Below are 13,240 nucleotides of genomic sequence, written 5' to 3'. Positions count from 1 at the left end.
TCACGATTCTCCGCGGTCAAACCGCGCCGTGTAAGCAACAAACGGCCCCGCCGCCCGGATTATTCCGGGGTGGCGGGGCCGCGGTGCGCGAAAGCGGGGGATTAGCCCAGCTTCTTCTGCAGCTTCTTCACCGACTTCTTGGCGCGCTTCTCGGCCTTTTTCGCCTTGCGCTTCCACTTCAGCTTCTGAATCCAAGACGGGTCAGCGTCGAGCTTGTCAAACGCAGCCTGCAGCTTATCGACGGAACCCTGTGCCTTCTTTTCCAGCTTCGCATGGTTCTTCTTCACCTTGTGCTTTGCGGAGAGCTTCTCCAGGGTGCTCGGGCGAAGGTCATCGATGGAGCCCTGCAGGTCGCCGACAATGCCGTGGACCTTGCGCTTGGCCTGGAACTGCTCGAGCTTGGACGGGGTAGCCTGCTCGATCAGCTTCTCCGCGTCGAAGTCCTTGTACGCGTCCTGCGCGCGGTCGGAGGTCTCAGCGAGGAACTTCGAGGTCTGCTTCTTTGCGTCCTCGAACCAGTCGCCGGCTACCTCGGTGGCGTGGGAGGCAGCCTTCTTCCAGTCGTCCTTGTTGTCATCGACGTAGCTGGTGACCTGGCTGGTGACCTGGTCGGTGGTGTCGGACAACCAGTCGCTGGCCTTGCTCATGGTCTTCTCGGTCTCGGACTGAGTGGGCAGCGCCTGCTGGACGTTCTTGCGCGCAACCTTTGCGGCATTCTGCGCGCGCCACTGCAGGCCCGGCTTGCCGGCCGTGTCGACGGTAGCCAGCAGGACGCCGCCTGCGAGTGCGACATCGGTCAGCGCGCCGGTGCGGCGGCGGGCCTTGTCGTCCGCATCATCTGCCTCCCAGAACGCGTTGCGCCCGATCAGGGACGGGACGGTGGAGAGGGCGAGCAGGGACGCGGAGGTGCGCGGCATCTTGCCGATGGCGAAGAGGCTACCGGCACCGGCCTTGACGCCACCCACGATCTGGGCGGCGGTCTCCGGGTCCTTCGGCAGGAAGCTGCGGTACTGACGCGGCAGTACGGAGCGCACCTTCTTCAGTGCGGAGTCCGCAGCGTCCTTGTGCGACGCCGGGTTCAGCGCGGTCTCAACGCCGTCAATGATGTAAACGGACGCCAACATCGGGCGAGCGATCTTACGGATCATCTTGCAAACCAGTCCTTTTCATTTGATCGTGGTTTATTCAGGTTCATGCTGGAGCCCACAGCGGGACTCTTCTGGGCACAACTGTACTTACGTTCCGGTCTCATCGGGGAAACTCGGTGAAAAACGCTCGGCTACCAGCGACGCTGCCACCACTCATCCAGGTGGGGTCGTTCCTCGCCCAGCGTCGTCGGCTTCCCGTGGCCGGGGCGGACGATGGTGTCGTCCGCGTAGGCGTCGAACAGCTTGGTTTTCACCTCGTTGAACAGGCGGACAAAATCGCCCTCGGAGGCAGTCTTGCCCAGGCCGCCGGGGAAGAGGGAGTCGCCGACGAAGAGGTTCGTCGCGCCGTCGATCTCCGCCGCGAGCGCCGCGCCGCCGGGGGTGTGGCCGCGCAGGATCATGACGGGGAACTGCTGGCCGTCGAACTCGAGGGTGTCGCCGTCCTTGAGTTCGCGGTCCACCGGCGCCGGCAGTGCGGGCGCGTCCAGGAACGGCGCCCAGTGCGTCGCGCCAGTCGCTTCGAGGACCTCCTTGAGCGCGCGGACGTGGTCGTGGTGGCGGTGCGTGGTGAGCACGTCGGTGATCTCTACGCCTGCGTCGCTGGCGAGGGAGAGGAGTGCGGCGGGGTCGGCGGCAGCGTCGATAAGCAGCCCCTTGCCCTGGGAAGCGATGAGGTAGCAGTTGTTGTCCATCTCGGAGACGGAAATCTGGTGCAATGAAAGCGTCATGGCGCCCCAGCGTAGCCGGGCGGGAATAGCTCGGGGGTGGCCCGAGTTGGTAGTTTCTAGGACTGAACCCCACAGAGAACCGCTAGGGAAGGGACGTGGTGACGTGGCTGAATGGCTGACCGTGCGCGGCGCGCGCGAACACAACCTCAAGGGCGTCGACATTTCGCTACCGCGAGACAAGATGGCCGTGTTTACCGGGCTCTCCGGCTCGGGCAAGTCTTCCCTGGCGTTCGACACGATCTTTGCGGAAGGCCAGCGCCGGTACGTGGAGTCCCTGTCCTCGTACGCCCGCATGTTTCTGGGGCAGATGGACAAGCCGGACGTGGACTACATCGACGGGCTCAGCCCCGCGGTGTCCATCGACCAAAAGTCCACGAACCGCAACCCGCGCTCGACCGTGGGCACGATCACGGAAATCTATGACTACCTGCGTCTGCTGTACTCGCGCGCGGGGACGCCACACTGCCCGGTGTGCGACGCGGTGATCCAGCGGCAGACGCCTCAGCAGATCGTCGACCAGGTCCTTGAGTACGAGGAGCGCACGAAGTTCCAGGTGCTCGCGCCGATCGTGCGCAAGCGCAAGGGCGAATTCCAGGACCTGTTCGCAGACCTGGCGTCCCAGGGCTATTCCCGCGTGAACGTGGACGGGGAGACCTACCAGCTCTCCGAACCGCCGAAGCTGGAGAAGCAGATCAAGCACACGATCGACGTCGTCGTGGACCGCCTGCAGGTGAAGGAGAGCCAAAAGCAGCGCCTCACCGACTCCGTCGAGACCGCGCTGAAGCTGGCCGACGGGCTCGTCGGGTTCGACTTCGTCGGCCTGGACGCGGACGACCCGGATCGCGTGCAGATCTTCTCGGAGAAGATGGCCTGCCCGAACGGACACAAGCTGGACGTGGAGGAGTACGAGCCCCGCGCATTCTCGTTCAACTCCCCGTTCGGCGCGTGCCCGGCCTGCGACGGCCTGGGGATGCGCAAGGAGATTGACACCGACCTGGTCATCCCGGACCCGGACGCCCCCGCGGTCGACGCGTTCCAGCCGTGGAACTCGAGCCCGAACAAGAAGTACTTCGTGCGGCTCATCGAGGCGCTGGCCAAGGAAGAAGGCTTCGACGCGCACGTCCCGTTCTCCTCGCTGACCAAGACGCAGCAGAAGCACCTGGTCAACGGTTCGAAGACCAAGGTGAGCGTGCGGTATAAGAACCGCTACGGCAGGCAGCGCTCCTTCAACGCCGCGTACGAAGGCGTGATTGGCTACCTGGAGCGCAAGCTCGAGCAGGCGGAGACGGACACGCAGAAGGAGCGGCTGCTCGCTTACACCCGCGAGGTCCCGTGCCCGACGTGTAAGGGGGCGCGCCTGAAGCCGGAGATCCTGGCGGTGCGCTTGGACTCCACGACGCACGGCGAGCGCTCGATTGCCGGGCTGACCGAGCTGTCCATCGAGGACGCGTCGGAATACCTGGACCACCTGGTGCTGGGGTACCGCGAGGAGATGATCGCCGGTGCCGTGCTGCGCGAGATCCAGGCAAGGCTCCACTTCCTGCTGGACGTGGGCCTGAACTACCTCACGCTGTCGCGTTCCGCCGGGACGCTCTCCGGCGGCGAGGCGCAGCGTATCCGCCTGGCCACGCAGATCGGCTCGGGACTTGCTGGCGTGCTGTACGTGCTGGATGAGCCCTCCATCGGCCTGCACCAGCGCGACAACAACAGGCTCATCGCCACGCTGAAGAAGCTGCGTGACCTTGGCAACACACTCGTGGTGGTGGAGCACGACGAGGACACGATCCGCGAGGCGGACTGGCTCATCGACATCGGCCCGCGCGCCGGTGAGTACGGCGGCGAGGTGGTCTACCAGGGCGAGCCCGACGGACTCGTCGAGGCGGAAGGCTCGCTCACCGGCGACTACATCGCCGGCCGCAAGAAGATCGAGGTGCCTTCGCAGCGGCGACCGCTGGATAAGGACCGGAAGATCAAGGTGGTCGGGGCCCGCGAGAACAACCTGAATAACGTCAGCGTGGAGATTCCGCTCGGCCTGCTCGTCGCGGTGACGGGCGTGTCCGGCTCCGGCAAGTCCACCCTGGTCAACGAGATCCTGGCCAAGACTCTGCAGAACGAACTGAACGGCGCCCGCCAGGTTCCCGGCCGCGTCAAGCGCGTGGAGGGGCTGGACTCGTTGGACAAGCTGGTCCAGGTAGATCAGAGCCCGATCGGGCGCACGCCGCGCTCGAACCCGGCGACGTACACGGGCGTGTTTGACAAGATTCGCAACCTTTTTGCCGAAACACAGGAGGCGAAGGTGCGCGGGTACAAGGCGGGCCGCTTCTCCTTCAACGTCAAGGGTGGCCGGTGCGAGGCCTGCCGCGGCGACGGCACCATCAAGATCGAGATGAACTTCCTGCCCGATGTGTACGTGCCCTGCGAGGTGTGTGGCGGCGCGCGCTACAACAGGGAGACCCTCGAGGTCCGCTACAAGGGGAAGACGATCGCGGAGGTGCTGGAGATGCCGATCTCCGAGGCCGCCGAGTTCTTCGAACCGATTTCTTCCATTCACCGGTACCTCGCCACGCTTGTCGACGTCGGCCTCGGCTACGTCCGCCTGGGACAGTCCGCGACGACCCTGTCCGGCGGCGAGGCGCAGCGTGTGAAGCTGGCAACCGAGCTACAAAAGCGATCCAACGGCCGCACCATCTACATCCTGGACGAGCCGACGACCGGCCTGCACTTCGAGGACATTCGCAAGCTGATGCTCGTGCTCAACGGCCTGGTGGAGAAGGGCAACACCGTCCTGGTTATCGAGCACAACCTCGACGTTGTAAAGTCCGCCGACTGGATCATCGACATGGGCCCGGAGGGCGGCTCCGGCGGCGGCACCGTGGTTGCGCAGGGAACGCCCGAGGACGTGGCAGCGGTGGAAGGTTCGTTTACGGGCGAGTACCTGCAAAAGGTCCTGCACTAGCTGCCGGGGCGGGGTGCGGAGAATCGAAATAGCCCGTCTCGGCGTGCGATTTGGTGTCTCTCGCAACGGCTGCTAGCATATGCACCACTACCGCCCAGTGCTCCTGATTCAGGTGTACGGGCCGCAAGTGGAGTTACTCCCACCCCACGCCGCGCAGCAGCGCAGGATACGGGTCAACGGTATGGCACACGCGAGACGTGTGTTGTGCTGAACGGATGAACTCCCGCTGGCGTAAACGCTAGCGGGTTTTTCGTGTGGGATGACGTCGCTTGGGGCTCGGTAGCGATCACATTGTCATTCTCGTCTTTAGGAGTTCTCATCAGCGCTGAAGCTCGGATCAACGAACGAATCCGCGTACCGGAAGTTCGCCTCGTCGGCCCGTCCGGCGAGCAGGTGGGCATTGTCCGCACGGATGATGCCCGCAAGTTGGCGTACGACGCGGACCTCGACCTGGTCGAGGTCGCGCCGAAGGCCAAGCCGCCCGTGGCCAAGATCATGGATTACGGCAAGTACAAGTACGAGCAGGATCAGAAGGCCCGCGAGGCTCGCAAGAACCAGCAGCAGACCGTGGTGAAGGAACAGAAGTTCCGCCCGAAGATCGATGAGCACGATTACCAGACGAAGAAGGGCAATGTCGAGCGCTTCCTGGAGAAGGGCAACAAGGTCAAGGTGACCATCATGTTCCGTGGCCGCGAGCAGTCGCGTCCGGAACTCGGCTACCGCCTCCTCGAGCGTCTTGCAGACGACATCGGTGAGCTGGGCGTGGTCGAGTCTCGTCCGAAGCAGGACGGTCGCAACATGACGATGGTCTTCGGGCCGGCTCGCAAGGGCAAGAAGTAGCACACATTTTCAACTCTGAAGGGCTTTTACCATGAAGCAGAAGACCCACAAGGGCACCGCAAAGCGCATCAAGGTCAACGGCAAGGGCAAGCTGCGCCGCGAGCAGGCCGGCAAGCGCCACCTCAACGAGTCGCTGTCCTCCAAGCGTCGCCGCAAGCTGTCCGGCACCACCGACGTCGCACGGGCAGATCAGAAGCGCATGAAGCGCCTTCTTGGCCGCGCATAGTTCAACCAGCGCCCCGTAACCAGCACAAATACCGAATAAGTAAAGGAAGTTTGACTCATGGCACGTGTGAAGCGTTCAGTCAACGCCAAGAAGAAGCGCCGCGCAATCCTCAAGTCCGCGAAGGGCTACCGCGGCCAGCGCTCCCGCCTGTACCGCAAGGCCAAGGAGCAGTGGCTGCACTCCCAGACCTACGCGTACCGCGACCGTCGTAAGCGCAAGGGTGAGTTCCGCAAGCTGTGGATCCAGCGCATCAACGCCGCTGCTCGTCTCAACGACATCACCTACAACCGCCTCATCCACGGCCTGAAGCTGGCCGAGGTCGAGGTCGACCGCAAGATCCTCGCCGAGCTTGCCGTCAACGACTTCGCTGCGTTCTCCGCGATCTGCGAGATTGCCAAGAACGCCCTCCCGGAGGACGTGAACGCTCCGAAGGCTGCGTAAGCACCCTTCGCTTATCGACGCCCGCCTGCTCCGCCGCTAACCGTGGCAGTGCAGGTGGGCGCTTTTGTATTCAACGTCGGGAGCTGTATTTTAATTGCCATTGAAGGTTTAAAGACCTGGCAGCTTGTGTATGGTTAATTCTATGACCAATCCCCAGAATCAGTACTCAGGCAGTCACGATTCGAGCCACGGATCTAACGACAGCAACGTTCCTTACGCGCCCAACAACACCCCAGCAAACGACTTTCGCGGTGCTCAAAACGGTTACGCGACTGGCAATGTCCCTGCCAACAACTACTCACCGGCGTACTCCAACGGAGCTCAGCCTTACGGGGCTATGGCCCCCGTGGGCGGTCCGCAACCGGGGGTTTATGGCGAACCGAAATCATGGGTTGTAGCGGCCCTGCTTGCATTTTTCCTAGGAGGCTTGGGTGTACATAACTTCTATTTGGGGTACACAACGCGAGGGATCGTTCAGATCGTACTTAACGGCCTAGGGTGGCTCACAGTGTGGTTCTTCGTCGGGTTCTTCCTCTGGGTTGTACTTGCTATTTGGGTACTTGTTGAATTCGTGATGATCCTAGCGCGCGCAGGCAGCTATAAAACCGATGTCCGTGGAATGCCATTGAAGTAACGCTGAAGAAACATCAATACAAGGGCTGGGTAAAGTCTGGTGCATGACACTTGATTTCACGCAACCCTTTACTGAGCGCACACCCCGAGTAGTCAACGCGGCGAAGCTGCACCGGACGCAGGCCCGAAAGAAGGCGAACCGCTTCTTGGTGGAAGGCGCAAACTCAGTGGAGGCGGCCGTGGCGACAGGCGCGGCCACCGATCTTTTTGCCACAGAGCGTGCCGCAGACGAGTTCGCGGACACCATCACCACGGCGGACTACATGGACGTGTTCACCCACGCCATTACTGATCAGGCGGCGAAGCACATGTCTGATACGGTCCACACCACCGGGCTCTTCGCTGTGTGCAAGCCGTCGCTGTGGACTGTCGGCGCGGCGCTGCGTGGGACCCCAGAGTTCGTCGCCGTAGGAGTGGAAACCAACGACCCAGGCAACGCGGGCACCATCATCCGCATCGCCGATGCGACTGGCGCGAATGCCGTGATCTTTGCCGGCGAGACGGTGGACCCGGAATCTTCCAAGGTTGTGCGCTCCTCTGCAGGCTCGCTGTTCCACCTGCCCGTGGCCCGCGAACGCAACATCAAGGACGTCCTGGGTCAGTTGCGCGCCAAAGGCTTGCAAGTAGTCGCGACCGCCATGGACGGAGAAGTCTCCCTCGACGCAGCGGGGGAGGTGCTCGCGAAACCGACTGCGTGGCTCTTCGGCAACGAAGCGCACGGGCTCCCCGACGAGATTCTGGAACTGGCTGACCACCGGGTGGCAATTCCAATCAAGGGAAGCGCGGAGTCATTGAACCTCGCCACTGCTGCAGCAATGTGCATGTGGGAGTCCTCCAAGGTGCTCGGCCAGGATTAGGCGACGCGTCGGGCCTTGGGCGCCCTCGAAGTTGTCTCTGCAGGCGTCGGACAATTGATGTGTGCGCCCGGGTATGCTTGTGTGCGCTGAAATATCACCAGACAAGTGGAAGGGACGAGCGTGTCCGAGACCCCGGAGATTCAACTGACCGAGGAAGCGCTAGACAGCGCTGCCGCGGCGGCGATCGAAGCGTTTGAGAACGCGGCAGACTTGCCGGCGTTGGAAGAGGCGCATAGGCAGCATCTGGGGGAGAAGGCCTTTATCCCGCAGGCGCGGCGTGCCCTGGGCACCCTACCGAAGGACCAGCGCAAGGACGCTGGTCGGATGGTGAATATGGCGCGCGGGCGCGTCGAGAAGCGCTTTGCGCAGCTGCGCGAGCTGCGCGAGGCCGAATACCGTGCGCAGCAGCTCAAGGAAGAAGCGGTGGACGTCACGCTGCCGACAACTCGTGGGCAGGTTGGGGCGATGCACCCGATCACCACGCTGAGCGAGCAGATTGCGGACATTTTTGTCGGCATGGGCTGGGAAATCGCCGAGGGACCGGAGGTTGAGGCGGAATACTTCAACTTCGACGCGCTCAACTTCATCCCGGATCACCCCGCGCGCACCCTGCAGGACACCTTCTACATTGGTGAACCGGGCTCCAAGCAGGTCATGCGTACGCACACCTCGCCGGTGCAGGTGCGCTCCATGCTGGACCGTGACGTTCCGCTGTACATCGCGTGCCCGGGACGCGTCTTCCGTACCGACGAGCTTGACGCCACGCACACCCCGGTGTTCCACCAGATTGAGGGCCTGGCCGTGGATAAGGGGCTGACCATGGCACACCTCCGCGGCACCCTGGACCACCTGGCCAAGACGCTGTTCGGGCCGGCGGCGAAAACCCGCATGCGTACGAACTACTTCCCGTTCACGGAGCCGAGCGCTGAGGTAGACGTGTGGTTTGAAAACAAGAAGGGCGGCGCAGGCTGGATCGAGTGGGGCGGCTGTGGCATGGTCAACCCAAACGTGCTGCGCGCTGTCGGCATGGATCCGGAGGAGTACCAGGGCTTCGCCTTTGGCATGGGCCTGGAGCGCACCCTGCAGTTCCGCAACGGGCTGACGGACATGCGCGACATGGTCGAGGGCGACGTGCGTTTCACCCTGCCGTTCGGCGTGCAGGCGTAAGCAGGCAATAGGAGAGAAGGGACAAGGACAACAATGCTGATTTCCAAGAACTGGATCACTCGCCTGCTGCGCAACGCGGGCAACGAGGGCTGGACCGTCACCGACGAGGAGCTGGACGCAGGCTTCGTCCGCGTGGGCTTCGAAACGGAGGGCTACGCGCCGATCGAGGAGACTACCGGCCCGCTCGTGCTGGGACGCGTCGCCGAGATTGAGGAGCTCACCGGATTCAAGAAACCGATCCGCTACTGCCAGGTCGACGTCGGCGACGCGAACGGCACCGGCGAGCTGCAGGGCATCATCTGCGGTGCGCGTAACTTCGCGCTCGGCGACTACGTCGTAGTGTCGCTGCCGGGCGCGGTCCTGCCGGGTGGCTTTGCCATCTCCGCGCGCAAGACCTACGACCACATCTCCAACGGCATGATGGCGTCCGCCGCGGAGCTCGGCATGACCACGAAGAGCGACGGCATCATCACCCTGCCCGAGGGTATGGGCAAGCCGGGCGATGATGCCCGCGAGATCCTCCAGCTCGATGACACGATCTTTGACGTCAACATCACCCCAGACCGTGGCTACGCGCTTTCCGCGCGCGGCCTGACCCGCGAGATCGCCTCCGCCTTTGACCTCACGTTCACCGATCCCGCCGCGGACCCGCAGGTCGCAGCCGTGGACACCTCGCAGGTCCCCGCAGCGCAGGGTTCGCTTATCGACGTCACCGTGGACGACTCCACCCGCGCTCGCCGCTTCGGGCTGGCCAAGGTCGAGGGCATTGACCCGGCAGCGAAGGCCCCGTTCTGGATGCAGCGCGAGCTCATGCTCTCCGGCATCCGCTCCGTCAACGCGGCGACTGACGTGACCAACTACGTCATGCTGCTCCTCGGCCAGCCGATGCACGCCTTTGATGCGGACAAGATCTCCGGCAACCTGCACGTGCGCAACGCGTCGGCGGGCGAGGAGTTTGAGACGCTGGACCACACGAAGCGCACCCTGCTGGACTCCGACGTGGTCATCACCGATGACGCGGGCATCCAGTCCCTCGCGGGCGTGATGGGCGGCGTCACCTCTGAGATCTCGGACGAGACGGTAAACGTGTACTTCGAGGCCGCCAGCTGGGACGAGCTCACGGTGGCGAAGACGGCGCGCCACCACAAGCTGAGCTCGGAGGCGTCGCGCCGGTTCGAGCGTGGCGTCGACCCGGCCATCGTGGAGGTAGCCCTGGACGTTGCGTGCGCGCTGCTGACCAGCATCGCTGGCGGCGAGATCGCGTCCGGACGCACCCTCGTCGGCGCGGTCCCGCAGCGCGAGGCCATTGAACTGCCGGTGGCCGCGCCGTCCAAGCTCATCGGCGTCGAGTACGCCGAGGAGACGGTCGTGCGCCGCTTGGAGGAGGTCGGCTGCGCCGTGGAAGCCGTGGAGAAGGCGGCCGAGGGCGTCCTGGCTGTCACTCCGCCCACCTGGCGCGGCGACCTCACCGTCCCGGTCGAGCTGATCGAGGAAATCGTGCGCCTGGAAGGGCTGGACGACATCCCGTCTCTCCTGCCCACCCCGCGCGGTGGCCGCGGTCTGACTCCGGCGCAGCAGCGCCGCCGCGCCGTGACGCACGCGCTGGCCTACGCCGGTTACGCCGAGATTATCCCCACCCCGTTCATGGCAAACGGCACCTTCGACACCTGGGGCCTGGACGAGGAAGACCCGCGTCGCAACACCGTGAAGGTGCAGAACCCGCTGGATACTGACTACGGAGTGCTCGCCACGACGCTGCTGCCGGCGATGCTCGAGGCCGTAGGGAAGAACGTGGCACGCGGTCGCGCTGACATCGCGATGTACTCGGTGGCGCAAACGGCGTTCAAGCGCGCGGAAGCCTCGCCGCTGCCCAGCGTGGAAGCTCGCCCCGACGGGGCGACCATCTCGGGCATCCTGGATTCGGTGCCGCACCAGCCGCTGCATGTGGCAACCGTCGCGCTGGGCAACGCCGAGGAGGCAGGCCCATTCGGCCAAGCCCGTGCCTACACCTGGGCAGACGCGCTCGAGTCGGCGCAGGTCGTGGCCCGCGCCGCAGGCGTTGAGCTCACGGTTGCCTCTGCGGAGTACCTGCCGTGGCACCCCGGCCGCTGCGCCGAGCTGCGCGTCGGCGAGACCGTCGTGGGGCACGCCGGCGAGCTCCACCCGCAGATTTTGGAGGCGCTCGAGCTGCCGCCGCGCGTGTGCGCGATGGAGCTCGACCTCTCCGCGCTGCCGTTTGCGGAGGTCCTCCCGGCCCCCATCCTTTCCGTCTACCCGGCGCTGCACCAGGACATCGCGCTCGTCGTCGACGAGGCAGTGCCGGCCGAGGAAGTCCGTAGGGTCCTCGAAGAGGGGGCAGGTGAGCTGCTCGAGGGTGTCACGCTTTTCGACGTCTACCGCTCCGAACAGCTCGGCGAAGCCAAGAAGTCCCTGGCGTTTGGCCTGGTGTTCCGCGCACCGGACCGCACGCTCACCGAGGACGAGGCTTCCGAGGCCCGCCTCGCGGCGGCGGAGGCGGCCAAGGCCCGCTTCGGTGCCGAGATGCGTGGCTAAACCAAGAATGAATAATTTGCAGCCGACTGCATAAAAGCGTAGGGTGTCTGTATGACACTGAACGTAGCAGTCGCCGGGGCGACGGGGTACGCAGGCGGAGAAATCCTCCGCCTGCTCCTGCGCCACCCCCTGTACGAGTCGGGCGACCTCACCATCGGCGCACTGACCGGAAACTCCACGGCGGGGCAGTCCGTCGCGGAGCTGATGCCACACCTGCCGCAGTTGGCGGATCGGGTCATCGAGCCGACCTCTGTGGAGGTGCTCGGCGGGCACGACGTCGTCTTCCTCGGGCTGCCCCACGGGTTCTCAGCCGAAATTGGCGCGAACCTGCCGGACACAACGATCGTGATCGATTGCGCGGCGGATTTCCGTCTCCGTGATGCCGGCGAGTGGCAGCGCTACTACGGCTGCGCGCACGCGGGCAGCTGGCCCTACGGTATTCCGGAGATGCCCGGCCACCGTGACCAGCTGCGCGGCGCGACCCGCGTCGCCGTACCCGGCTGCTTCCCAACGGGTGCGACCCTCGCCGCCTACCCGGCCGTTGCAGCGGGGTTGGCGGCGCCCGACCTCCGCGTTGTGGCTATCACCGGGGTCTCGGGCGGCGGCAAGAAAGCGTCCGTCGCCATGCTGGGCGCAGAGACGATGGGCTCGCTTAAGACGTACAAGACCGCAGGCGCGCACCGACACACCCCGGAGATCGCGCAGAACATCGCCGAGGCCACGGATGAGGACGTCACCGTGAGCTTCACCCCGGTCCTGGCACCGCTCCCGCGCGGCATTCTCACCACCGTGACCATGCCGCTGCGCAGCGGGGTCGACGCCGCCGCCGCTCGCGCGGCGTACGAGTCGGCGTACAGCCACGAACCGTTCGTGCACCTCCTCCCGGAAGGCGCGCACCCGCAGACGCAGCACGTCGTGGGCGCAAATACGTGCCACGTCCAGGTTGAGGTTGATGAGGGCGCGGGAGTGCTGCTCGCCACGTCCGCCATCGACAACCTGACCAAGGGCACCGGCGGCGCGGCAGTGCAGTGCATGAACCTCGCCCTCGGACTGGACGAGACGGCCGGCCTGCCACGGCAGGGCGTCGCCCCCTAGCCCAGGCACGCCTGGAAGATCATCCCTACAACGCCACCCGCGCGGCGACCTTTACACAGAAAGCGAGACACCATGGAAACCCCACACCCCTCACCGAGTACCCACGACACCGCCGAAGCGCCCCGACTGAGTGTGACCGCCCCGCAGGGGTTCCGCGCTGCGGCGACTGCGGCGGGCATCAAGCCGTCGGGGAAGTCGGACATGGCACTCGTGGTCAACGACGGCCCGAATGACGCCGCGGCCGCGGTATTTACGCGCAATCGCGTGAAGGCGTCGCCGGTCAAGCTGTCGCAGGCGGCGCTGGCAGACGGCGCGCTGCGCGCAGTGCTGTACAACTCCGGGAACGCAAACGCGTGCAACGGCGCGCAGGGCGACGCGGACGCGCGCGAGTCCCAGGCGCTCGCCGCAGCGGCGCTCGGTGTCGAGCCCTCGGAGGTGGCCGTGTGCTCGACCGGGCTGATTGGGGAGCTGCTGGACATGGGGAAGGTGCGTGGTGGCGTCGAAAAGCTGCTGCCCCTGCTCGGCGACGACGAGGCGCAGGGCGAAGCGGCGGCTGACGCGATTTTGACGACGGACCTTGTGCGGAAAGAGGCTGG

At 64.8% G+C, this 13,240-nt stretch carries 12 protein-coding genes; 10 read left to right on the top strand and 2 right to left on the bottom strand.

Annotated features, from left to right (window positions below):
* Window positions 1–101 precede the first annotated feature (101 nt).
* Together EAW56_RS09130 and EAW56_RS09125 are read right to left on the bottom strand one after the other, a co-directional pair.
* Entirely contained in the window at window positions 102–1,148 is a 1,047-nt protein-coding gene (locus EAW56_RS09130; protein WP_095536487.1) for a DoxX family protein, read from the bottom strand.
* 131 nt (window positions 1,149–1,279) lie between these two features.
* A complete protein-coding gene (locus EAW56_RS09125) occupies window positions 1,280–1,876 on the bottom strand; it encodes an MBL fold metallo-hydrolase (RefSeq protein ID WP_095536488.1) in 597 nt (198 codons plus the stop codon).
* 103 nt (window positions 1,877–1,979) lie between these two features.
* Between EAW56_RS09125 and uvrA the strand changes: the two genes are divergently transcribed.
* From uvrA to EAW56_RS09075, 10 genes are all read left to right on the top strand, one after another.
* A complete protein-coding gene (gene uvrA / locus EAW56_RS09120; RefSeq protein WP_095548335.1) occupies window positions 1,980–4,832 on the top strand; it encodes an excinuclease ABC subunit UvrA in 2,853 nt (950 codons plus the stop codon).
* 285 nt (window positions 4,833–5,117) lie between these two features.
* Window positions 5,118–5,672, top strand: coding sequence for a translation initiation factor IF-3 (infC, locus tag EAW56_RS09115; RefSeq protein WP_095537050.1), 555 nt, complete (start codon window positions 5,118–5,120; stop codon window positions 5,670–5,672).
* Between the two features lie 31 nt (window positions 5,673–5,703).
* Window positions 5,704–5,898 (top strand): 50S ribosomal protein L35, encoded by a 195-nt coding sequence (gene rpmI, locus EAW56_RS09110; RefSeq protein ID WP_095278838.1) that lies wholly within the window; start codon window positions 5,704–5,706, stop codon window positions 5,896–5,898.
* Window positions 5,899–5,955: 57 nt separating this feature from the next.
* Entirely contained in the window at window positions 5,956–6,339 is a 384-nt protein-coding gene (gene rplT / locus EAW56_RS09105; protein WP_095278839.1) for a 50S ribosomal protein L20, read from the top strand.
* 142 nt (window positions 6,340–6,481) lie between these two features.
* Window positions 6,482–6,973 carry a TM2 domain-containing protein gene (locus tag EAW56_RS13040; protein WP_239215902.1) on the top strand — a complete coding sequence of 164 codons (492 nt, stop codon included), beginning with the start codon at window positions 6,482–6,484 and terminating at the stop codon, window positions 6,971–6,973.
* A gap of 43 nt (window positions 6,974–7,016) precedes the next feature.
* Window positions 7,017–7,829, top strand: a complete 813-nt coding sequence (locus tag EAW56_RS09095) for a TrmH family RNA methyltransferase (RefSeq protein WP_122086231.1) — start codon at window positions 7,017–7,019, stop codon at window positions 7,827–7,829.
* A gap of 120 nt (window positions 7,830–7,949) precedes the next feature.
* Window positions 7,950–8,996, top strand: coding sequence for a phenylalanine--tRNA ligase subunit alpha (gene pheS / locus EAW56_RS09090; protein WP_122086229.1), 1,047 nt, complete (start codon window positions 7,950–7,952; stop codon window positions 8,994–8,996).
* A 33-nt stretch (window positions 8,997–9,029) separates the two neighbouring features.
* Window positions 9,030–11,549 carry a phenylalanine--tRNA ligase subunit beta gene (gene pheT / locus EAW56_RS09085; protein WP_122086228.1) on the top strand — a complete coding sequence of 840 codons (2,520 nt, stop codon included), beginning with the start codon at window positions 9,030–9,032 and terminating at the stop codon, window positions 11,547–11,549.
* A gap of 51 nt (window positions 11,550–11,600) precedes the next feature.
* The gene (argC, locus tag EAW56_RS09080) at window positions 11,601–12,644 is read left to right on the top strand and encodes an N-acetyl-gamma-glutamyl-phosphate reductase (RefSeq protein WP_122086226.1); all 1,044 of its coding nucleotides are present in this window, start codon (window positions 11,601–11,603) and stop codon (window positions 12,642–12,644) included.
* Between the two features lie 72 nt (window positions 12,645–12,716).
* Window positions 12,717–13,240: bifunctional ornithine acetyltransferase/N-acetylglutamate synthase (locus tag EAW56_RS09075; protein ID WP_208636504.1), on the top strand; the 524-nt coding region annotated here is incomplete at its 3' end.

Origin of the sequence: Corynebacterium gottingense, from assembly GCF_003693265.1 — a bacterium.
GTDB lineage: Bacteria > Actinomycetota > Actinomycetes > Mycobacteriales > Mycobacteriaceae > Corynebacterium > Corynebacterium gottingense.
The sequence above is the reverse complement of the archived record's forward strand: the minus strand, read 5'-3'. Positions and strand labels throughout refer to the sequence as shown.

What these genes read in the sequence shown, in the direction of transcription:
- EAW56_RS13040 (WP_239215902.1), top strand. Translation starts at nt 6,482, where the DNA reads ATGACCAATCCCCAGAATCAGTACTCAGGCAGTCACGATTCGAGCCAC.
- EAW56_RS09125 (WP_095536488.1), bottom strand. Translation starts at nt 1,876, where the DNA reads ATGACGCTTTCATTGCACCAGATTTCCGTCTCCGAGATGGACAACAAC.
- argC (WP_122086226.1), top strand. Translation starts at nt 11,601, where the DNA reads ATGACACTGAACGTAGCAGTCGCCGGGGCGACGGGGTACGCAGGCGGA.
- rplT (WP_095278839.1), top strand. Translation starts at nt 5,956, where the DNA reads ATGGCACGTGTGAAGCGTTCAGTCAACGCCAAGAAGAAGCGCCGCGCA.
- pheT (WP_122086228.1), top strand. Translation starts at nt 9,030, where the DNA reads ATGCTGATTTCCAAGAACTGGATCACTCGCCTGCTGCGCAACGCGGGC.
- EAW56_RS09130 (WP_095536487.1), bottom strand. Translation starts at nt 1,148, where the DNA reads ATGATCCGTAAGATCGCTCGCCCGATGTTGGCGTCCGTTTACATCATT.
- rpmI (WP_095278838.1), top strand. Translation starts at nt 5,704, where the DNA reads ATGAAGCAGAAGACCCACAAGGGCACCGCAAAGCGCATCAAGGTCAAC.
- EAW56_RS09095 (WP_122086231.1), top strand. Translation starts at nt 7,017, where the DNA reads ATGACACTTGATTTCACGCAACCCTTTACTGAGCGCACACCCCGAGTA.